Source organism: Mycobacterium parmense, from assembly GCF_010730575.1.
GTDB lineage: Bacteria > Actinomycetota > Actinomycetes > Mycobacteriales > Mycobacteriaceae > Mycobacterium > Mycobacterium parmense.
The window spans coordinates 829,804-851,002 of sequence record NZ_AP022614.1; the positions used below are offsets into that span (position 1 = coordinate 829,804).

The window sequence follows — 21,199 nt, forward strand, 5'->3', positions numbered from 1 at the left end:
ATGCGCAGACACGGCTGGTCCGGTGCGTTGCCGTCCAGCGACGACGAGGCCATCCGGCGGATCATCGCGGCGGCGAGCCGCGCCGTCGACGATTCCGGCCCGGACATCCGGATCACCGACATCGCGCGTGAGCTGGGCGTCACCCGGCAGACGGTGTACCGGTACTTCCCAACGACCGACGCCTTGCTGGCGGCCACCGCGCTCTCCCAGGTCGGGCCCTATCTCGACCGAATAGCAGCCCACTGCAAGGGAATCCACGATCCCGCCGAAGCGGTGGTGGAGGGCATCGCGCACACGCTCGAACAGCTTCCGCGGGACAAGTATCTGGGGCTGCTGCTCTCGCCGGAGAAGGCGGCGTCGTACTCGGCGAGCGTGACCAGCGACGTGGCCCTCTCGCTGGGCCGCTCCATCGTCGACCGGTTCGACGTCGACTGGGACACGGCCGGCATCACCGAGGACCGGCGCGACGGCCTGGTCGAGTTCATGCTCAGGATCCTGCAGTCCTTCATCGTCGATCCCGGGCGGCCGCCGCGATCGCCCGCCGAGTTGCGGGATTACCTGCGCCAGTGGGTCGCGCCCGCGATCGCCTACCATCGGCCAACCGTCCCGGAACCCTAGCCGCTTGACCCGGCCCCGAACCAGCGGCGCAACGCGGCGCGCAGGCCGTCCCGCTCGCCGGCGCCGATCGTGTCGGCTGCCCAGGCGACGTAGCCGTCGGGCCGGATCAGCATCGCGGCCGCGGGCCGGTCGGCGACGGTGGCGGTGACAGTGTCGACGCGGTCGGCCCAACCGCCCGCATCGGCTGCGACCGCGCCGTCGAGATCGAGCAGCACCGGTCGCGCGTCGTGCAGCAGCTCGACGATCCGCCGGCCGTCGTCGAGCGTAAGGTCCGCCACCAGCCGGCCCGACAACGGATGGTGGTCGCCGACGTCATACACCACGTCGGAGCCGGCCAGCAGCGCCGCCATCTTCTCGGCGACGGCGGTGCCGGTGAGGAGTTCGCCGAAAAGCGTTCGTAATGCCTTGACTTCGGGACCCGGGGCCATGAGCGCGGTCTGGGCGAGCGAATGCATCATGACGCGCGTACCGGCGGGGTGCCGTTCGGACTCGTAGGTGTCGAGCAATCCCTCGGGAGCCCGGCCCTCGACCTGGGCCGCCAACTTCCAGCCGAGGTTGATGGCGTCCTGCAGGCCGAGGTTCAGACCCGGGCCGCCCATCGCGCTGTGCACGTGGGCGGCGTCGCCGAGCAGCAAGACCCGCCCGTCGCGGTAGCGCGTCGCATGCCGCGTATTCCAGCCTTCAATGCGCCGAAGGGCATGCGGACCAGCACCTTTCGGCTCCACGAAAGGGATGTCGACACCGACCACACGACGGACGCTCTGACGTAGTTCGTCCAGGCACATCGGTTCTTCTTCGGCGCAAGGCCCGAATTCGATACTGCCCAGCATCGCCCTGCCGGGCTCGAACTCGGCGAAAATCAGCCCGCCGTTGTCAAACCGCGTGTGGCCAAAGGGAAGCGGTCCGAAGCCCGGGATTTCGACGACGCCGTCGGCGCGGCGTAGTCGCTCGGGGATGTGCACGTGAGCGAGGCGGCTGACCGTCGCAGAGGTGCTGCCGGGAAAATCGATTCCCAGCGCCTTGCGGACCGGGCTGTGCCCGCCGTCGGCTCCCACCAGGTAACTGGCGGAAAGGCCGTAATCGCCTCCCGGCGAGGAGACCTTCAGCGCAACGGATTCCGGCTCCGGCCGCAGGCCGACGAGCTCGTGACCCCAGCGCACATCCACCCCCAGGTCGCGTGCCCGCTTCTCCAGGAGCCGCACCAGTCGGGGCTGGGGCATCAGCATCGCGTACATCGGATTGTTCGGCACGCCGGAGAAGTTCAGCGCCATGGCCGCGAACATCCATCCGTCGGCGGGCCGGGGCGGGCCGTCGTCACCGGTGAACGCCTGATACAGCCCGCGCATGTCGAGCATCCGGACCACCTGCCCCACAAGCCCGTTCGCCTTGGGTTCAGAGCTGGGCCCGGGCAGTCTGTCCAGCACGACGGGCGTCACGCCCGCCAGCGCGAGTTCGCAGGCCAGCATCAGACCATTGGGCCCGGCGCCGGCGATGACGACGGGCGCCTGTTGGTCACTCATGACGTGAATCCTCTCGGTGAGGTTCCGGCAGGCCGGCGCTGACGGCGCTGAAGCCCGAGCGGATCAGCGCGGTGATCGGGACCGGCGGGTCGGCCCTGATGTAGGCTTCGGCGGCCGCGTCGCCGACGGCGCGCACGACGGCCATCACCAACCGTGGGTACAGATCCCGGTCGGGGTCGGTGCCGGTGCGCTCGGCGATCGCGTGCAACATCTCTTCGAACAGCTTGTCCGGAACGCAGTTTCGGACCTGTGGGTGCATCACCAGTTTCCGGATCTCGACGAGTTGCCGCCGGCTCGGCACGCGGTTCTCGTCACCGTGCGCGTCGGCGAAGTCTTCCTCCAACGGCTCGAGCACGGCGTGGGTGATCGCCGTCCACAGCGGTTCGTCGGCCGGGCGTTGCCGTAGCACCGCCACGCTACGGCGGACGCGCTCAGCCTGCCGATAGGCCAGGGCTTCGTACTTGCCGTTGAAGTAGTTGTTGAACGTACGCAGTGACACCCCCGCCAGGCCGGCGATGTCGTCGCGAGTCACGTTCTCGAGCCCGCGTTCGAAGGCCAGGCTCAGTGCGGCGTCGCTCAGCGCGCGCCGGGTGTCGGCCTTCTTTCGCTCGCGCAGCCCCGTCATGCCGACCACCGTACCCAAAAGGTGCACATTGGGCAAAGTTGCCCGCTGGGCAGTTTTCCGTGGCTAGCGCTTGCCCCAGTCCCATGGCGGTGTCGTCAGCAGCTCCTGGCCGGCGATGCGGGTCTCGCCGCAGTCCTTGACGAGCTCGACCTCGACGGCGTCCGGCAATTCGCGCAGCGAGCGCGAATGCGTGACCACCACCAGCTGGGTTCGGTCGGCCGCGGCGCGGATCAGCCGGGCCAGGGGACGCACCAGATCCGGGTGTAGCGACGTTTCGGGCTCGTTGAGCACCATCAGCGACGGCGGCTGCGGGCTCAGAAGTGCTGCGGCCCAGAGCAAGAACCGCAGCGTGCCGTCGGACAACTCCGCCGCCCGCAGCGGGCGCAGCATCCCGCGCTGACGCAACCGCAGATCGAAGAGGCCGTCGTCGACGGCGACCGACACCGTGGCGCCGTCGAACGCGTCCGCGACGGCCCGGTCCAGGTCGTCGAACCCGGCCTCGACGACCGTCTGGATCGCGGCGGCCAGATCGCTGCCGTCGTCGGACAGCACCGGGGTGCGCGTGCCTACCTGTGGGTGTCGCACGGGTGCCGCCGCGTCGACGCGGAAGCCGTCGTAGAAGCGCCAGGCCCGCAACCGCTCGCGGATCGCGGTCAGTTCGGGGAGCGCCTCCGGGTGTGCGAACTCCGCGAGGATGCTGCGGTAGGGCGGAAACGACCGGGACAGCTCGTCGAACCCGCGGCCGCCGCTCACCTCGACGAAGTCCCGGGTGCGGCGCACCAGCGTCGCACCGGTCCGCGGCACCGGACCGGCGAACACCGCTTCGCGTTTGATCTCCGGGTCGCGGGCGAAGGCCGAGCCGGGACCCGCGGCCTGGGGGATACCGAGGTCGATCAGATAGCCGAAATCGTCGGCGGCAAAGCCCAATTCGAGTGACACCGGGCGGGTGCGCACGGTGCCCTCGGTGGTGCCGGACCGCCGGGCGGCGCCCAGCTGTTCGGGCCCGGCCCACAGCGCCGACTGCAGCCCGCCCTCGCGGGCCAGCGCGCCGATCACCTCGCCCCGGCCGCAGTTGGCCAGCAGCCGCAATGCGCGATACAGCGACGACTTCCCTGCGCCGTTGGCCCCGGTGACAACCGACAGCCGGCCCAGCGGCAGGATGACCTCGCGCAGCGAGCGATACCCGCGAATGGCGACCGTCTGCAGCACCGGACGTTACTCGCCGTCCGCCTGGTCGAGGAGTTGCACTTCCTCCAGGTCCATCTCGGCCTGCAACTCGCGCAGCACGATGTCGTCGATCAGGTTCTGGTTGCGCAGGGCGGTGATCGCGTGCCGCTTGTGCTGCAGCGCGCCGAGGCGCATCCGGCGGATCAGATCTTTGCGCTCGGCCAGGTGGCTGTCCGAGCCGTCCTCGGTGGCCATCACCAAGGCGGCGTGCTTCTCGTATTCCTGTTGCACGCGTTGCAGCATGTCGTGGTCGACGCCCAGCTCGTCGGCGATCGCGGGCAGCGCGTCGAGCGCGGCCTGCGTGCCGCGGGTGCGGGCCAGCCGTAACTCCTCGGCGTGGGCGACGTCGTCGGGCATCTGCGCCCAGCGCACGACCGCGGGCAGCGTCGTGCCCTGGACGATGACCGTGATGAGGATGACGATCACCACCACGAAAACGATGAGGTTGCGGTCCGGGAAGGGGCGCCCGGAATTGGTCGTCATCGGAATGGCCAGCGCCGCGGCCAGCGACACCGCGCCGCGGAAGCCCGCCCAGGCGGTCACCATGCGCTGACGCCAGTCGACCCGGCGGGCACGCTGGACTTCACGCCGGTCGACCAGCCGCAGCACTGCGGTGGTGGCCTCCCCCCAGAAGAATCGCGACGCGACGATGACGGCGGTCACGACGAGGGCGAGGAAGACGGCGTGGCGCAGGCCCCCGTCGACATGGTCGATCCCCCGCACCGCGCCGGGAATCTGGACGCCGACGAACACCCACAGCGAGCCGTTGATCAGGAAGGTGGTGATGTCCCAGAACGCGAAGGCCTGCAGCCGGGATCGGGCCCGGATCACCTTCGGCCCGAAGTATGTCATCACAAAAGCCGACAGCAGCACGGCGACCACCCCGCTGCAGTCGAACGCCTGCGCCAGCAGGAACGCCGCGAACGGGGTGAGCAGGCTCAGCGCGCCCTCTTCGAGAGGTGCGTCGATCTTCTGCCGCAACAACACCACCAGCGCTCCCACCAGCAGTCCGGCGGCAATGCCTCCGACGTAGGAGGCGATGAAGCGGAAGGTCAGGGCGGCGGGGCTGACCGGGTGGCCGCCCATTGCGACCGAGACACTGACGGCGAACAGGACCAGCGCGGTGCCGTCGTTGATGAGGCTCTCGCCGCGCAGCACGGTCAGCGAGCGGCGGGGCAGTTTCTTCGCGAGGCCGGCCACGGCGGCAGCGTCGGTGGGGGAGAGCACCGCGCCGAGGACCGCGGCCGCGTGCGACTCCATGCCGAGGGCCCGCGCCGTCCACGACACCGCCACCGAGGTGGCGATCACCAGGCCGATACTGAGGAAGACGATCACGCGTGCGTTCGCCCGGATCTCGCGGAAGCTGGTGTTCATGCTTTCCCAGTAGAGGATCGCCGGGAGGAACAGCAGCAACACGATCTCACCGTCGATCCGAACCTCGCCGAACCGGGGAATGAGCCCCAGCAGGGCCCCCAGCAGGATCAGCAGGACGGGCGGGCCCACCCGATAGCGGCGGCCCAGGACTGTCCCGACGATGACGGTGGAGACGAGAGCAACGATGAGGACGAGGCCAAACACCAGCCCATCCTCCTGGATCGGGAAGCGGTGTGCGCCTCAGGGGCGGGAGCGCCGACGCCGACCGTGGACGCTTCGGCCGTCGCGGTCGTGCGGGACCGATATGGAAAGACTCTGCATCGCAACCGGAGTCACCGACACCGCGCTCGAACCGTCGCCGCCGGCGTGATCGTCCGCACGGTCAACTCCGGTCCGGACCCCGGGTCGAAGTGCTAGGTTCCGGATCGGACTGAAGGGGGTTCGTGGTGAAGATCAGGCTGCTCGTGGCAGTCGTCCTGTTCGTTGCGTTCGCGCTTGTCGGCTGCAATTTCGCCTCCAGAAACCCGCCGTCAACCAGGACGCTGCAGGTTCCCATGAACGACATCCTCAAGCAGAAGACCATCACCCAGAGCATCACGCTTGCCGTCGGCAACACGCTCGTGGTGACGCTCGGCTCGAACTACACCACCCCTTTCCGCTGGGCGCCGGACATGAAGGTCAGCGACCCGTCGGTGATCAAGCAGATCAGTCACGAGTTCGTGCACCCGACCACAGACGCGCTGGGCGCGCCGGGCTCGGAGGTCTGGACGTTTTCGGCCTTGAAGGCGGGGACGACGCGCATCACCACGTCCTACGCGAGCATCGTGGGCCGCAACGCCCGACCCGCGTGTACGTACACGGCCGACGTGACCGTCCAGTAGATCAGGTCCCCGGCCGCAGCATCCTGGCGCTGACGAGGGCGGACATCCAGCCGGGCATCAGCCGGCCGCCCGCCGTCAGCACCCGCCACCGCCACCCCGGGACCACGACGGCGCGTCCGCGCTCCACGCCCCGCAGGCCCGCCGCCACCACCGGTTCCGGTGCGGCGAGGCGCCGGTAGACCGCGGGGTGTGAGACATCGGATTCCAGCGCGTCGACGAAGCCGGTCCGGGTGGGCCCCGGGCATAACGCCGTCACGGTCACGCCCGAACCGCGGGTCTCGGCCCAGAGGGCCTGGCTCAGGGACAGCACGAACGCCTTCGAGGCACCGTAGGTTGCCTGGTAGGTGCCGGGCTGGAACGCGATGGTGGATGCGACATTCAGGATTGCGCCCTTGCCGCGGGCGAGCATGCCCGGCAACACGGCGTGGGTCAGCCTGGTCAGCGCGCCGATGTTGACCCCGATCAGGCTGGCCTCGCGGTCGGCGTCGATGTCCGCGAACGGGCCGTAGGTGCCGAACCCGGCGTTATTCACCAGGAGGTCGATCGCGCGCCCGTCGAGCCGGGACAGCAGCTGGTGGACGCCCTCGTCGGTGCCGAGGTCGCCGACGACCAGTTCGACCTCCTGCTCGATGCGCGCCGCAACGGCTTTGAGCCGGGGCTCGTCGCGTCCGGCGAGCACCAGTGAGTGGCCACGCTGGGCCAGCTGTTCGGCGAAGATCGCTCCCAGGCCCGAGCTGGCGCCGGTGATGACGGCTAGTTTCGACATCGTTGCTCCTTACTTGTTCTTAATTGTCCCGAGTGTCGTGCAGGGGTGGACGCCGGCGGCGTGGCTGACGAGCCCGATCGCACCGCCGAGGATCGGCCAGATCGGCCAGAAGTAGGTCGCGCCGGTGGTCGCCGCGACCCCGCCCCACACCGCGAGCACAATCAGGGCCATCGCGAGGTAGCCGACGAGGTGCACGTGCACCCCGAGCCGTGCCGCGGCCGCCCGGGCCTGTCGCCGTTGGGGATCGGCCCGCCGGATGCGCTCGAGCGGCAGGTCGGCGAGCAGTTCCCGCAGCTCCGCGGTGGTGTGCGCCTGGAACGCCGCCTGTGCCCGTTCGTCGTATTCGTCGATCCGCAGGTAACCCTGGGCGAGGGCCTGGCCCAGCTGTGCGGCCGCCTTCTCGCGGTCGCGGTCGCCGGCGCGGCCGGCCATGAGTTGTGTGTCCACGTCCACCCCTTTCGCGATGTGAATAGCATTAACATAGACGACGATGTTAATGTCGTCAACATGGCAGTGCAGCGGAGGAGAGCCACGGCGGCGCGCCGGGACACCTATCACCACGGCGACCTCAAGCGCGCGCTGACCAGCGCCGCGCTGTCCCTGGTCGCCGAGAAGGGGCCCAAGGGGTTCACGCTGACCGAGGCCGCGCGCCGCGCCGGCGTGAGCGCCGCGGCCCCGTATCGGCATTTCGCCGACAAGGCCGAGCTGCTGGCCGCGGTCGCCGAACAGGGTTTCCGCGAGCTGCACGCCGCGTTGACCGCGGCCGGCGCGGGGGCGCCGAAGGCCCGGGTGATCGAGCTCGGGCGGGCCTACGTGCGTTGGGCCGTCACCCATCCCGACCACTACCGGGTGATGTTCGGCGCCGAGATCGACAAGAGCGACCACCCGGCGCTGGCGGTCGCCGCCGACGAGGCGTTCGGCGACCTGCTCGGCGTCATCGCGGCGTGCCGGGAGGCGGGGATGTTCGCCGGCCGCGACCCTCGCGAGGTTGCCGCGCCGCTCTGGTCGCTGGTGCACGGGGTGGCGTCGCTGGCTATCGGCGGGGAGCTCGGCGCCGTCGGCATCGTCGAGGACCCGGAGACCATCGTCGTCGACGTGGTGGGCCGGATGCTGGGTTAGCGCGTTGTGGCTAGGCGACCTCGGCTTGGCGCCGCGACGCGTAGACCTCGGCGAGGAACTGTTCGACGGCGACGGCCGTGTGGGCCGCGCGCGCCGAGCCGAAGATGTCGAACGCGTGCTGGGTGCAAGGCAATTCGGCGTAGACGACGGGCTGCCTGCTGGCCTCGCGCAGCGCCGTGACGAACCCGCGCGCCTGCTCGACGGGAACCAGCGAGTCGTTGCGTCCGTGCAACACGAAGAACGGGGGAGCGTCGGGGCCGACGTGGTTGACCGGCGAAGCGGTGACGAATGTCTGCATGTGCGTCGAGGGCCGTTGCTTGAGAACCGATTTGACGAGCAGGCCCGGCATCATCGGGTGCATCGCGTCGTCGAACCGGGTGAAGTCGTAGACGCCGTAGAACGGGACGGCGGCTTGCACCCGGGTGTCGGCGTCTTCGAACCCGGGCTGGAATTGCGGGTCGTTCGGCGTCAGCGCCGCCAGCGACGACAGGTGGCCGCCGGCCGAACCGCCGGTGATGGCGATGAATTCGGGGTCGCCGCCGTACTCGGCGATGTGCGCCTTGACCCAGGCGAGGGCGCGCTTGACGTCGACGATGTGGTCGGGCCAGGTGTTGCGCGGGCTGTGCCGGTAGTTGACCGCCACACAGATCCAGCCCAGCTCGGCGAGGTGGCTCATCAGCGGATGGGCCTGCCCGCGTTTGTTTCCCGTCGTCCACGCACCGCCGGGGATCTGGAAGAGCACCGGTGCCTTGCCGCTCGGGTCGAGGTCCGGGCGGCGCCAGATGTCGAGGAAGTTCGCGCTCCCGTATTCGCCGTAACTGATGTCGGAGTCGTGGGCGTAATCGCGGTAGATCCGCATCATGCGCAGGAATCCCGGCGCCTTGGCGATGCCGGCGCCGGCCGGCCGGCGCCACAGGCCCGCGGACTCGGTGCGTCGCGCCGGTCCCAGGCCGCGGTCCAGGGCCTCGCTGAGCGGGGCGTTCGCCAGGTGGCCGGCGCGGCTGAAGTTCGCCAGGCCCACCGCCGAGACGGCCGCCACCAGCCAGGCCGCGGCGCGGACCGGCGGGTTGAGGCGCCGAGCGGTCAGCGCCAGTCCCCCGAGCTGGCTGAGAAGCGTTTGCAGAGGCAGCTCGGTGACCACCAGCCCGAACATCCACGAGAAGAGCGACAGGTACCCTTTTCGCGCCAGTGGGCGGTAGCCGTTGAGGGTGGACGCCGCGGTCACCGCGGTGACGGCCAACGACCCAATCTGCCGGACGATATGGACGATTCGCGCTTTCCGCATGGGCTCACCCTACGAGGGGTCGCCGGCGTCGGTGCGAAGTGACCGCTGGAGCAGCCCTTCCGGGGCTGGCGGGTCAGGTCGCCTCGGCCCGGCTCTCCAGCGCCTTCACGGCGGCGGGGTCGTTCTCGGTCAGCCCGACCTTCGACGCGCCACCGGGCGAGCCGAGCTCGGCGAAGAAGTCCGCGTTGATCTGCGTGTACTGGCTGTACTCCGACGGCAGGTCGTCCTCGTAGTAGATGGACTCGACCGGGCACACCGGCTCGCAGGCGCCGCAGTCCACGCACTCGTCGGGGTGGATGTAGAGCATCCGGCCGCCCTCGTAGATGCAGTCGACGGGGCACTCCTCGATGCAGGCCTTGTCCTTGATGTCGACGCAGGGCTCGGCGATCACGTAGGTCATCAGATGGGTCCTTCCTTAGGGCTGTTTCGGCTGGTCAGCCGTGTGCGATGCGCAGCAACTCGTTCAGGTTGGCCAGCTTGGCGCGGGGGCGTCCGTGCCGCTCGCCGGCTTCACGTTCGAATCGGTCGATCAACTCCCAGTGGGCTGCGGTAACCAGATGCGGCTGGCGCGAGGCTAGCCAATCGGCAAGTTCGTCAGCATAGCCGTTGCCGCGGCCGGTGGATTCGGTACCGGCCAGATCGGCGAGCACGGTGTCGACGGTCTCCTGGGAGCACTTCTTGTTGGTGCCGATCACCCCGGACGGCCCGCGCTTGATCCAGCCGGCCACGTACTCGTTGCGGCTGCCCTCGATCCGGCCGTTGGTGTGCGGGATGGTCCCGGCCCGGTCGTCGAACGCCACCCCCGGGATTGCCACACCGCGGTAACCCACCGAGCGCACCACCAGTTGCGCGGGCAGCTCCTCGCGCGCGCCGGTGTCCTTGGCCACCATCCGGCCGCTGGCGTCGGTGACCAGCTCGTTGCGTCCCAGCACGATGCTCTCGACCCGGTCCTCGCCCTTGATCTCGATCGGTGAGGTGAAGAACCGCAACACGATTCGGCGGTTCTCCGGCTGCAGGGTGCGCCCGGCGTACTCGCGCAGGATCTTGATGTTGTTCTTGGTGATCTTGCCCGCGGCGGCCGCGTCCTCGTCGCTGATGTTCGCCAGGTCGGCCGGGTCGACCACGACGTCGACGCCGTCGAGCTCGCCGAGCTCGCGCAGTTCCACCGTGGTGAACGCGGCTTCCAGCGGGCCGCGGCGGCCGACGAGCATCACTTCCTTGACGCCGCAGGGGCGCAACGTCTCCAGCGCGTGGTCGGCGATGTCGGTGAGCGCCAGCACGTCGGGCTCGGTGACCAGCATGCGTGCGACGTCGACCGCGACGTTGCCGTTGCCCACCACGACGGCGCGGGCGCACGACAGATCGGGCGCCATCTCCTCGAAGTGCGGGTGGGCGTTGTACCACCCGACGAAGTCGACCGCGGCGACGCTGCCGGGCAGGTCCTCGCCGGGAATGCCCAGGGCGCGGTCGGACTGGGCGCCGACGGCGTAGATCACCGCGTCGTAGCGCTCGGCGAGTTCGGCTGCGGTCACCTGCTCACCGACTTTGACATTGCCGAAGAAGCGGAACCGCGGGTCCTCGGCGGTTCTCTCGAACTGCGCGCTCACCGACTTGATCTTGGGGTGATCGGGAGCAACGCCGGAGCGCACCAAACCCCAGGGTGTGGGCAGCATCTCGAGCATGTCGACCGCGACGTCCATCTGGTCGTCGGCGTCGGCGGCTTTCAGCAGTGATGCGGCCGCGAAGAATCCCGATGGGCCGGAACCCACTATCGCAACGTGGTATTGACGCACATGGCCTCCCTCTGTGGATGTCAATGATCTCATCGTGCCCGCCTCAACATGCCCTGAGTAGGGGTTTTGGTGTTGTGGTGTCACAAGGTACTGTTGTGTCACAAGCACAGATTGTGATGTGACCCACGATGCCGCTCAGCCCCCGCATGCCCGACCTCGCCTCGTTCGAGGTCTTCTTGGCGATCGCCGAGACGGGCAGCCTCGGCCGCGCCGCGCGCGAACTGGGGCTGACCCAGCAGGCGATATCGCGGCGGCTCGCGTCGATGGAGGCCCAGATCGGGGTCACATTGGCCGTGCGGACCACGCGCGGTTCGCAACTGACGCCCGCGGGCCTGATCGTCGCGGACTGGGCGGCGCGGTTGCTCGAAGTCGCCAACGAGATCGACGCGGGCCTGGGCTCGCTGCGCAAGGAGGGCCGCGAACGCATCAGAGTGGCGGCCAGCCAGACGATCGCCGAACAGGTGATGCCGCACTGGCTGCTGTCGTTGCAGAGCGAGGCGTCGCGGCGCGGCGCCACCGCACCCCAGGTGATCCTGACCGCCACCAACAGCGAGCACGCCATCGCCTCGGTGCGCGACGGCACGGCAGACCTCGGCTTCGTTGAGAATCCCGGCCCACCAAAGGGTCTGGGAAGTTGCGTGGTGGGGCAGGACGAGTTGGTGATCGTGGTGCCGCCGGGCCACAAGTGGGCCCGACGGTCGCGGGTGGTGACCGCGGCCGAGGTCGCACAGACTCCTCTGGTTGCGCGCGAACCACATTCGGGCATCCGCGATTCGCTGGCGGCGGCACTGCGCCGGGTGTTGGGCGAGGATATGGAACAGGCCGCTCCCGTCATGGAATTGAGTTCGGCGGCGGCGATGCGCGCCGCCGTCCTGGCCGGGGCCGGGCCGGCGGCGATGAGCCGGTTGGCGGTGGCCGACGATTTGGCCGTCGGCCGGCTGCTCGCGGTGACCGTCCCGGGGTTGGACCTGCGGCGCAAGTTTCGCGCCATCTGGGTCGGCGGGCGCACCCCGCCCGCCGGGGCGATCCGGGAGTTGCTGAGCCACATCACCAGTCGCGCACCGAAGTAGGGCGTCAGGCCGCCGCGTTCTGGGCCAGCGCCTGATCGTAGCGGTCGAGCACGGTCTCGGCGACCAGCGGGTGCGCGCCCAGCGGCGCGGCCATCGGGATGCCGTTGTCGCGGGCGTAGGCCGCCAGCTTGTCGGTGAACAGGCCGGGCGCCAGGAACCACGGCGCGATGACGAGCCGGCGGGCGCCGCGGCGGCGCAACTGGTGCGCCGCCCGGGCCACCGACGCGTCGGGCCGGGTGGAAAACCCGGTCGCCGCGCCGACCCAGCTGGTCCCCGCCGCCAGCCGGGAGGCGACCTGCGCGGTGCGCGCGTTTGCCGCGGCATCCGACGAGCCGATCGCTACCACCATCACGCCGAGGTCGTCGTCGAGCGCGGAAACGCCGACGCGGCTGAGGCGTTCGCGCAGGACCGACACCAGCCTGTCGTCCTCGCCGAGGACGTCGGCCTGCCCGACGCCGTGTGCGCCGGCCTCGGCGATCTGTTTGGGAATGTCGCGGCGCGCGTGGTAGGCGCTGGCCAGCAGCAGCGGCGTGACCACCGCGCGGCGGCTGTCCGGCAGGCCGGCGAGCACGTCGACCAGGCCGGGCTCGTTGAGGTCGAGAAACGCCAGCCGCACGTCGAGACCGGGCCGCAGCAGCCGCACCCGGGCGGCCACGGCGCCGGCGTTGGCGCCCGATCGCGGATCCCTGCTCCCGTGGGCAGTCAGGACGAGTGTGCTCATGACGAGTGCAACCCGCACTCGGTCTTGTTGCGGCCCGCCCAGCGCCCGCTGCGCGGGTCCTCGCCGGGAGCCGGCTTCCTGGTGCAGGGGGCGCAGCCGATCGACGGGTAGCCCTCCTCGACCAGCGGATTGACCAGTACGCCGTTCTTCTGGATGTAGTCGTCGACGTCCTCGTCGGTCCACGCCACGATCGGGTTGACCTTGACCAGCCCGAACGACTCGTCGTAGCTGATCACCGGGGCATTGGCGCGGGTCGGCGACTCCACCCGGCGCAGCCCGGTCACCCACGCCGAGTAACCGCTCAGCGCCTTGCGCAGCGGGAGGACCTTGCGCAGCCGGCAGCACTCGTTGGGGTCGCGGGCGAACAGGTCCTTGCCCATCAGCCGGTCCTGCTCCTCCACGGTGTGCTCGGGGAGGACGTTGAGCAGGTGGATGTCATAGACGGATTCGACGGCATCGCGGGTGCCCAGCGTCTCGGCGAAGTGATAGCCGGTGTCCAGGAACACCACCGGCACGCCCGGCCGCACGTCGGCCGCCAGCGACACCGTCAGCGCCTCCTGCATGTTGCAGGCCACCACCCAGCCGCAGGTCGCCCAGTCGCGCGGACCCTTCGGCCCGCCGAAATGCTCGTCGGCCCACCGCAGGATGTCTTTGGCGTCGGCGCCCTCCATTTCGGCCGCGCCGCGCTCGGCCAGCTCCCGCAGCCGCTCCTCGGTGAATTCGGTTACCACTTCGCTCATGTCGTCGCCCCCGGTTCCGTACGTCTGCGCTCTCTTCGGTCGTGTCGGGCGGTCCTAGCGCAGGTCGTCCTCTTCGGCGCGCAGCGCCCAGTTGGCAAAACGCTCGCCGTCCTGCCGTTGGTCGAGGAATTTGCGGGTCACCCGGTCGATGTAGTCGCCGAGCTCGGCGCTGGTGACCTTGTGCTGGCGCAGTTTCCGGCCGAATCCGCTCTCCTCGCCGAGGCCGCCGCCGAGGTGGACCTGGAAGCCCTCGACCGAGGTGCCGTCGCCGTTGTCGATCCACTGGCCCTTGAACCCGATGTCGGCCACCTGGATTCGGGCGCACGAGTTCGGGCAACCGTTGAGGTGCACGGTGATCGGCACGTCGAGCTTGGGGTTGACGTCGGCCAGCCGCTCCTCCAGCTCGGGCACCAAAGTCTGTGCGCGGACCCGGGTTTCGGCGAACGACAGCTTGCAGAACTCGATGCCCGTGCAGCCCATCGTGCTCTTGCGCCAGTTCGACGGGTTCGACGGCAGGCCCAGCTTGTCCAGCTCGGCGACCAGGAAGTCGACCTTGTCGTCAGGCACGTCGAGGATGATCAGCTTCTGGAACGGGCTGAACCGGGCCCGGTCGGAGCCGACCTGCTCCATCAGGTCGGCCACGGCCTGCAGGGTGGTGCCCGAGACGCGTCCCGCGATGGCCGCGACGCCGACGGCATTCTTGCCGTTCTTGATCTTCTGCACGCCGACGTGGTCGATCGGGTGCTTGGCCGGCGTGGGGGCCGGGCCGTCGATCATCTTGCGGCCGAGGTACTCGGTCTCCATGACCTCGCGGAATTTCTCGACCCCCCAGTCCTTGACCAGGAACTTGATCCGCGCCTTGGCCCGCAGCCGTCGGTAGCCGTAGTCGCGGAAGACCTTGGTGACCGCCTCCCATACGTCGGGCACCTCGTCGAGCGGCACCCACACGCCGACCCGTTGAGCCATCATCGGGTTGGTCGACAGCCCGCCGCCGACCCACAGGTCCATGCCGGGGCCGTGCTCGGGGTGGTTGACGCCGATGAACGCGACGTCGTGGGTCTCGTGGGAGACGTCCTGCAGGCCCGAGATCGCGGTCTTGTACTTGCGTGGAAGGTTGGCGTAGTCGGGATTGCCCAGGAAGCGGCGGATGATCTCGTCGATCGCCGGCGAGGGGTCGAGCACCTCCTCGAGCGAGTCGCCGGCCAGCGGGCTGCCGTGGATGCCGCGGGGGCAGTCACCACAGGCCTCGATGCTCGACAGGCCGACGGATTCCAGCCGGCGCCAGACCTCCGGAATGTCCTCGATCTTGAGCCAGTGGAACTGCACGTTCTCCCGGTCGCCGATGTCGGCGGTGTCACGGCCGAACTCCGACGAAACCTGGCCCAGCACGCGCACCGTCTCGGCCGACATCGGCTTGCCGTCGGAGCGCACGCGCATCATGAAGTACTTGGCTTCGAGCTTGTCGATGTTCTCGTCGCCGGTCCAGCTGCCGTCGTAGCCCTGCTCGCGCTGGGTGTAGAGACCCATCCACTTGAAACGCATCCGCAGGTCGGACTTGTCGATGCTCTCGAAGCCCTCTTTGGCGTACTTGTTGAGGATTCGGTCGCGGACGTTGAGCGGCCCGTCGTCGTGCTTGATCTGCTCGGTGTCGTTGAGCGGTTCGCGATTTCCCAGCGCCCACTGGCCCTCGTTACGAGTCTTGGCGGGACGTGCTGTGGTCATGTGGAGTTCTCCTTCGCGAACGATGCCGGCCTGGCATGCCGGCCTTCGTGGCTGTGGCGGCCGAGGCTCGACGGCGCGGCCTCGGCGCTTCTGGGCTGGGCTGCCGGGCCGCGACATCGGCGGTGCTGTTTTCTTAGTCGGAGGCTCCCGTGGGTACGCCATTGGACCCACGGGCCATGACTTCATAGTGCATTGCCCACATCGACAGTAGTAGAGGTGTAGATGTTGTGAGGACACAACGCATGGTTGTGTGTGCCGCTTCACTTCTAAAAGCCCAGTACGACAGTAAGATTGCCACTTATCCAAGTTGGGTAATCCTGGGTTGTTTAGCAAACATCACTGGTCCGGCTATGTGAGATGCGCTGTGCGGCAGAGTTTCTCGAAGGGCGCTGCTCAAGAAGCGCTGCGTCGTAACGCGGGTCGCGCCGGCGTTCACATGGAACGGCCAGCGACAAGCAGTAGGGTGACCCCCGTCGACACTGGCTGAAAGGTTTCTATGTCCACCGACACCGTCCACGATGTGATTGTTATTGGTTCGGGTCCTGCGGGCTATACCGCGGCGTTGTATGCCGCGCGGGCGCAGTTGGCGCCGGTGGTGTTTGAGGGGACCGCGTTTGGTGGGGCGTTGATGACGACCACTGAGGTGGAGAATTATCCGGGTTTTCGGGACGGGATCACCGGTCCGGAGTTGATGGATCAGATGCGTGAGCAGGCGTTGCGGTTTGGTGCCGATTTGCGGATGGAAGACGTCGAGGCGGTGTCGTTGCAGGGGCCGGTGAAGTCGGTGACGGCGGAGGGCCGCACGTATCGGGCGCGGTCGGTGATTTTGGCGATGGGCGCGGCGGCGCGGTATCTGGGGGTGCCCGGGGAGCAGGAGTTGCTGGGCCGGGGGGTGTCGTCGTGTGCGACCTGTGACGGGTTTTTCTTCCGGGATCACGACATCGCGGTGATCGGTGGGGGGGATTCGGCGATGGAGGAGGCCACGTTTTTGACCCGGTTTGCCCGCAGTGTGACGCTGGTGCACCGGCGTGCGGAGTTTCGGGCGTCGCGGATCATGCTGGAGCGGGCGCGTGCCAACGACAAGATCACGATCTTGACCAACAAGGAAGTGCTGGCGGTCGAGGGTAGCGAGACGGTGTCGGGTTTGCGGGTGCGCGACACCCTCACCGGGGCCGAGTCGGTGTTGGCGGTGACGGGGGTGTTCGTGGCGATCGGGCACGAGCCGCGCTCGGCGCTGGTGCGCGGGGTGGTCGACACCGACGCCGAGGGGTATGTGCTGGTGCAGGGCCGCACCACCGCGACCTCGGTCGAGGGGGTGTTCGCCGCCGGGGATCTGGTGGACCACACCTACCGCCAGGCCATCACCGCCGCGGGCAGCGGCTGCAGCGCCGCCATCGACGCCGAACGCTGGCTCGTCGAACACGGGGAGACCCCCGAGCCCGAGGAGATCGAGGTCGACGCCACCGTCACTTCGGCGGTGGGCCGGGAGTCGTTGCGCAGCTGAGTGTTTTGTCCGTGGCCGGGCTTCTGGGCCGGCCGGGGCGCTGAAACGCCGCGAGAGTCAACAAATTTGATTTATGGAGCGAGAATCCTCCTGAATCGACGCTGATTTCGCAAGGGCAGAGGCGCCTATTAGCCAAATTCACTGCCGATTCACAGCTACTCGTCGGTTACTTGGCAGCTTTCCTGCCTACCGTCAGCGGCGGCGCTTCTGCTGACGGGATCGAGGTTGTGAATGAGCCGCGCGCAACGCATTTCGAATTGGGATCCCGAGGACGCCGCGGCGTGGGATGCCGGCAACAAGAAGATCGCCCGGCGCAACCTCATCTGGTCTGTGTTCGCCATGCACGTCGGCTATTCGGTCTGGTCGATCTGGTCGGTGCTCGTGTTGTTCATGCCCCGGTCCGTGTACGGGCTCTCACCGGCCGACAAGCTTCTGCTGGGTGCCACCGCGACCCTGGTCGGCGGCTGCCTGCGGATCCCGTACGCGGTGGCGGTGGCCAAGTTCGGCGGCCGCAATTGGATGGTGTTCTCCTCGGCGGTGCTGCTGATCCCGACAGTCGGCACCATCCTGCTGCTGGCCAACCCCGGACAGCCGTTGTGGATGTATGTGGTGTGCGCGGCGCTGACCGGCATGGGCGGCGGCAATTTCTCCGCCGCGATCGCCAACGTCAACGTCTTCTACCCGCAGCGGCGCAAGGGTGTGGCGCTGGGTATTGCCGGTGGCGGTGGCAACCTCGGGGTGCCGGTGATCCAGATCGTGGGGCTGATAGTGCTGGCGAGCGCCGGCAACCGGCAACCGTACTGGGTCTGCGCGATTTACCTGGTTCTGCTGTCGCTGGCCGCGCTCGCGTCGGCGCTGTTCCTGGACAACGTGGAGCTGCCCCGCGGCGAGCACAAACCCATGCGGTCCGCTCTGGTCCAGCGCGACACCTGGATTCTCGCGATGCTCTATGTCGCGACTTACGGTTCGTTCATCGGGTTTTCGTTCGCCTTCGGCCAGGTGCTGCAGATGGATTACCTGGCCACCGGACAGACCACCTTGCAGGCGTCGTTGCACGCCGCCCAGGTCGCGTTTCTCGGGCCACTGCTCGCGTCGCTGTCCCGAATGTATGGGGGCAGGCTTTCTGACCGCCTCGGCGGCGGCACCGTCACCCTGGGCGTGCTGTTGAGCATGATCGTCGCGGTGAGCGCCCTGATTGTGGTGAGCGTCCGCGCCGACGAGCGCTCCGGGCAGTTGAGCACAGCCATCATGACCGGCTACATCATCGGTTTCATGGCCCTTTTCGTGTTGTGCGGGGTGGGCAACGGGGCGGTGTACAAGATGATCCCGGCCGTGTTCGAGGCGCGCAGCCGCCGGACGGGTCTGGTCGAAACCGAACGCCGGCACTGGGCTCGCGCCATGTCCGGCGTCGTGATCGGGATCGTCGCCGCGATCGGCACGCTCGGCGGTGTGGTGATCAATATGACGCTGCGACAGTCCTATCTGAGCACCGGCTCGGAGACGACGGCGTTCTGCGTCTTCCTGCTGTGCTACCTCGTCGGGTCGGTGCTGACGTGGTGGATGTACGTGCGCCGCTCTTCGGATGTCAGGCAGACCGTGGTGACCGCCCCTGCTGCCCCTGACTTGTCCGAGTTCTCGCTGCGCTAGGGCTGATGCCGGGCGCATTCCGGCCCCTCGGGGTGGCGGGACTATTTCGTGCCCGCCTCATCGCGACAACTGCGTCAGCGCTGCAATTGGCGCGCGACTTCTCCGTAGCGCTCGAAGCGCTCGTCATCACCCACGACGCTGTAGAGGGCGATCCGGGTGGCCACGCCCTCGTACTTCTTGGCCAACGCGTCGGCCAGCCCGTCCCAGGTGGATTCGGTGGCGAACGTCGCGATGTGGTCGTCGCTGACCTGGGCGGCCATGCCCTTGAAGTCGCCGGCCTTCTGCTTCTCGCGGATGCGTGCGGTGGTGCCCTCGAAGCCGGCCTCGTCCCAGATGAACGCGTAGTTGGGGGTGCTGCCGTAGAACGCCATGCTGGCCCGCACCGACTCCCGTTGCGCGGCGCGCTCCCGGTCGGTGTCGCCGACGATCGTGAGCACCGGCACGATCACGGCGACGTCCCCGGGTGAGCGGCCCGCCTTGTGTGCGCCTTCGGCGACGTTCGGCACGACGTGCCGCGTGATGTAGCCCGGCTCGCCGATCGGGTGCACGTGTACGCCGTCGGCCACCTCGCCCGCCATGCGCAGCATCCACGGATTGACCGCGGCGACATCGACTTTCGGGTCGGGCGCGTCGATGGGGCCGGGGCTCCACTGCGGGGTGATGAAGTCCATGTCGTAGAAGTCGCCGTGGTGGTCGAGCTTCCCCGACCGGAATGCCGAGAAACATGCCTTCACCGCGCGCACGTAGTCGCGCAACCGGGGGCCGGGGCGTTCGAAGGGCATGCCGTAGCGGCGCACGACGTGCGTGCGCACCTGGGTGCCCAGGCCCAGCCGAAACTTACCGCCGGTGGCCTCCTGCAGCTCCCACGCCGCGGCCGCGGTGACGAACGGGCTGCGCGGGAAGGCGACCGCGACGCCGGTGGACAGCTCGAGGCCGGGAGCGGCCTGCGAGGCCACGGCGGCGTTGAGGTAGGCGGTGCGGCCGGTCTCGGTGAACAGCACCCCGGAGAACCCGGCGGCCTGGGTGCGCCGGGCCAGGTTGCCGACCTGGGTCAGGGGCTGGGGAACCGTCATCACGTCTACGTGCACGGGCTCATTCTGCCGTTGCGAGGATGACGTCGGGATTGAGGATGCCCGCCGGGTCGAAGCTGTGCTTGATGCGGCGCATCAGAGCGACCTTGGCCGGGTCTTCGAGTTCGAGGAAGTACGGCGTCTTGGCGCGGCCCAGGCCGTGCTCGCCCGAGATCGCGCCGCCCAGTTTCATTGCGAGCGCGAAGATGTCGGTCATCAGCTGCTTGCGGGCCCGCGTGTCCTTGCAGAAGATGGCCAGGTGGACGTTGCCGTCGCCGGCGTGCCCGCAGCCCGCCGCGGCGGCACCGGCCGCCGTCGCCAGGTCGCGGGCGCCGGCGAGGAACTCCGGCATGGCGCTGCGCGGGACGACGGTGTCGATGATGTCGTCGGCGCCGATCGCCTTGGCCGTCCAGAACGCCTTCTCGCGGGCCTCGACGAGCTTGCGCGCGGAGGAGCCTTCGAGGATGAAGGCGTCCTGTGCGCCGAGTTCGGCGACCAGTTCGCCGGCGCGCTCGACGTCCTCGTCCAGCCGTTGCGACGTCGTGTTCTCTAGCGCCACAACGAGATACGCCTGGCAGCTGTCGCGGATCCGGTCGGGGATGCCGAGCTCCAAGTTCTGCGTGTGCACGAGCGCGGCCATGGTCACGTTGTCGATGTATTCGAGGATGTATGGCCCGAGCCCGCTGGCCACGATCTCGGGTACCGCGGTCATGACCTGGTCGAGGTCGGCGAAGGGGGCCAGCACGGTGGCGCTGTGGTCGAGCCGGGGGTGCAGTTTGACCGTCACCTCGGTGGCCAGCGCCAGGGTGCCTTCGGACCCGACGATCAGCTGGGTCAGGTCGTAGCCGGTGGACACCTTGGCGATCCTGCCGCCGGTGCGGATGATCTCCCCGGTGGGCAGCACGGCCTGCAGTCCGAGGACGTTGTGGCGGGCGACACCGTACTTGACCGCCCTCATGCCGCCGGCGTTGGTGCCGACGTTGCCGCCGACGCTGGACGACAGCTCGCCGGGGTAGACCATGTAACGCAGGCCGGTGTCAACGGTCGCGGCGTCCAGCGCGGTCAGCGTCACGCCGGGCTGGACGACGGCGACCTGGTCGGTGGGGTCGATCTCGAGGACGGCGTTCATGCGCTCGAAGGAGAGGACGAGCCCGTCGTTGCGGGGGATCGCCGCGCCGGACAGGCCCGTGCCGGACCCGCGGGCGGTGACCGGGATGCGGTGTTCGGTGGCGGCCTGCAGTATTCGCGAGACCTCGTCCGCCGTAGCCGGTTTGGCGACATACCGCGGTTTCTGCGGCGGTGTCGTCAGCACCTCGTCGTGGCTGTAGTCGTCGGTGACGGCGTCGCCGGTCAGCAGGTTGTGGGCGCCGACGATGTCGGCGAGTAGCGCCGCGATGTTGCTCATGCACGCACTCTAGGACTCTCGAGCGGAGAGGGGACGCGAGGCGCCGCCTCTCCCGGTCAGCCAGCCGACGATTGTTGTTCGTGTCGTCGTAAAGGCCGTAACTTTTCGGTCG

The 21,199-nt window shown here is 68.7% G+C and carries 20 protein-coding genes; 6 read left to right on the plus strand and 14 right to left on the minus strand.

The features are described 5' to 3' along the window. Positions 1–618 carry a TetR/AcrR family transcriptional regulator gene (locus G6N48_RS03680; protein ID WP_085267594.1) on the plus strand — a complete coding sequence of 206 codons (618 nt, stop codon included), beginning with the start codon at positions 1–3 and terminating at the stop codon, positions 616–618. Here G6N48_RS03680 and G6N48_RS03685 read toward each other — a convergent pair. From G6N48_RS03685 to G6N48_RS03700, 4 genes are all read right to left on the minus strand, one after another. Beyond that, complete coding sequence (locus G6N48_RS03685) at positions 615–2,138, minus strand: FAD-dependent monooxygenase (RefSeq protein ID WP_085267595.1); 1,524 nt, start codon at positions 2,136–2,138, stop codon at positions 615–617. The genes G6N48_RS03680 and G6N48_RS03685 overlap by 4 nt on opposite strands. After that, positions 2,131–2,763: a TetR/AcrR family transcriptional regulator gene (locus tag G6N48_RS03690; protein WP_085267614.1), complete on the minus strand. Its 633-nt coding sequence runs from the start codon at positions 2,761–2,763 to the stop codon at positions 2,131–2,133. Before G6N48_RS03690 ends, G6N48_RS03685 begins: the two co-directional genes overlap by 8 nt. A gap of 63 nt (positions 2,764–2,826) precedes the next feature. After that, positions 2,827–3,972 (minus strand): AAA family ATPase, encoded by a 1,146-nt coding sequence (locus G6N48_RS03695; RefSeq protein WP_085267596.1) that lies wholly within the window; start codon positions 3,970–3,972, stop codon positions 2,827–2,829. A gap of 6 nt (positions 3,973–3,978) precedes the next feature. After that, positions 3,979–5,568, minus strand: coding sequence for a Na+/H+ antiporter (locus G6N48_RS03700; RefSeq protein WP_085267597.1), 1,590 nt, complete (start codon positions 5,566–5,568; stop codon positions 3,979–3,981). 242 nt (positions 5,569–5,810) lie between these two features. Between G6N48_RS03700 and G6N48_RS03705 the strand changes: the two genes are divergently transcribed. Then, entirely contained in the window at positions 5,811–6,245 is a 435-nt protein-coding gene (locus G6N48_RS03705) for a protease inhibitor I42 family protein (RefSeq protein WP_085267615.1), read from the plus strand. A 1-nt stretch (position 6,246) separates the two neighbouring features. Here the strand turns inward: G6N48_RS03705 and G6N48_RS03710 are convergent, their stop codons facing one another. Then, positions 6,247–7,011, minus strand: coding sequence for an SDR family NAD(P)-dependent oxidoreductase (locus G6N48_RS03710; protein ID WP_085267598.1), 765 nt, complete (start codon positions 7,009–7,011; stop codon positions 6,247–6,249). A gap of 9 nt (positions 7,012–7,020) precedes the next feature. Then, on the minus strand, positions 7,021–7,443 hold the full coding sequence (locus G6N48_RS03715) for a DUF1707 domain-containing protein (RefSeq protein ID WP_085267616.1): 423 nt from the start codon (positions 7,441–7,443) through the stop codon (positions 7,021–7,023). A gap of 75 nt (positions 7,444–7,518) precedes the next feature. Here G6N48_RS03715 and G6N48_RS03720 point away from each other — a divergent pair, with 75 nt between their 5' ends. After that, positions 7,519–8,130 carry a TetR/AcrR family transcriptional regulator gene (locus tag G6N48_RS03720; RefSeq protein WP_085267599.1) on the plus strand — a complete coding sequence of 204 codons (612 nt, stop codon included), beginning with the start codon at positions 7,519–7,521 and terminating at the stop codon, positions 8,128–8,130. Between the two features lie 10 nt (positions 8,131–8,140). On the opposite strand, the gene G6N48_RS03725 is transcribed toward G6N48_RS03720, so the two are convergent. From G6N48_RS03725 to G6N48_RS03735, 3 genes are all read right to left on the minus strand, one after another. Next, positions 8,141–9,415: an alpha/beta hydrolase gene (locus tag G6N48_RS03725; protein ID WP_085267600.1), complete on the minus strand. Its 1,275-nt coding sequence runs from the start codon at positions 9,413–9,415 to the stop codon at positions 8,141–8,143. A gap of 73 nt (positions 9,416–9,488) precedes the next feature. Further along, the gene (gene fdxA / locus G6N48_RS03730) at positions 9,489–9,815 is read right to left on the minus strand and encodes a ferredoxin (protein ID WP_085267601.1); all 327 of its coding nucleotides are present in this window, start codon (positions 9,813–9,815) and stop codon (positions 9,489–9,491) included. Positions 9,816–9,849: 34 nt separating this feature from the next. Further along, entirely contained in the window at positions 9,850–11,241 is a 1,392-nt protein-coding gene (locus tag G6N48_RS03735) for an FAD-dependent oxidoreductase (RefSeq protein WP_269475419.1), read from the minus strand. Positions 11,242–11,336: 95 nt separating this feature from the next. Here G6N48_RS03735 and G6N48_RS03740 point away from each other — a divergent pair, with 95 nt between their 5' ends. Further along, positions 11,337–12,278, plus strand: a complete 942-nt coding sequence (locus G6N48_RS03740; protein WP_085267603.1) for a LysR family transcriptional regulator — start codon at positions 11,337–11,339, stop codon at positions 12,276–12,278. 4 nt (positions 12,279–12,282) lie between these two features. Here the strand turns inward: G6N48_RS03740 and G6N48_RS03745 are convergent, their stop codons facing one another. Genes G6N48_RS03745 through G6N48_RS03755 form a run of 3 tightly spaced genes read right to left on the minus strand, consistent with a single transcriptional unit; the run spans position 12,283 to position 15,461 of the window. Further along, positions 12,283–12,999 (minus strand): sirohydrochlorin chelatase, encoded by a 717-nt coding sequence (locus G6N48_RS03745; RefSeq protein WP_085267604.1) that lies wholly within the window; start codon positions 12,997–12,999, stop codon positions 12,283–12,285. Next, complete coding sequence (locus tag G6N48_RS03750) at positions 12,996–13,739, minus strand: phosphoadenylyl-sulfate reductase (RefSeq protein WP_085267605.1); 744 nt, start codon at positions 13,737–13,739, stop codon at positions 12,996–12,998. The genes G6N48_RS03745 and G6N48_RS03750 overlap by 4 nt, the downstream gene beginning before the upstream one ends. 54 nt (positions 13,740–13,793) lie before the next feature. Further along, a complete protein-coding gene (locus G6N48_RS03755) occupies positions 13,794–15,461 on the minus strand; it encodes a nitrite/sulfite reductase (protein WP_085267606.1) in 1,668 nt (555 codons plus the stop codon). A gap of 496 nt (positions 15,462–15,957) precedes the next feature. Here G6N48_RS03755 and trxB point away from each other — a divergent pair, with 496 nt between their 5' ends. Both trxB and G6N48_RS03765 read left to right on the plus strand, forming a co-directional pair. Then, positions 15,958–16,965, plus strand: a complete 1,008-nt coding sequence (trxB, locus tag G6N48_RS03760; RefSeq protein ID WP_163670784.1) for a thioredoxin-disulfide reductase — start codon at positions 15,958–15,960, stop codon at positions 16,963–16,965. A gap of 231 nt (positions 16,966–17,196) precedes the next feature. Then, positions 17,197–18,612, plus strand: a complete 1,416-nt coding sequence (locus G6N48_RS03765) for an MFS transporter (RefSeq protein WP_085271278.1) — start codon at positions 17,197–17,199, stop codon at positions 18,610–18,612. Between the two features lie 74 nt (positions 18,613–18,686). On the opposite strand, the gene G6N48_RS03770 is transcribed toward G6N48_RS03765, so the two are convergent. Together G6N48_RS03770 and G6N48_RS03775 are read right to left on the minus strand one after the other, a co-directional pair. Beyond that, complete coding sequence (locus G6N48_RS03770; RefSeq protein ID WP_085271279.1) at positions 18,687–19,700, minus strand: TIGR03617 family F420-dependent LLM class oxidoreductase; 1,014 nt, start codon at positions 19,698–19,700, stop codon at positions 18,687–18,689. A 4-nt stretch (positions 19,701–19,704) separates the two neighbouring features. Next, positions 19,705–21,087 (minus strand): FAD-binding oxidoreductase, encoded by a 1,383-nt coding sequence (locus G6N48_RS03775; RefSeq protein WP_085271280.1) that lies wholly within the window; start codon positions 21,085–21,087, stop codon positions 19,705–19,707. Positions 21,088–21,199: the final 112 nt, after the last annotated feature.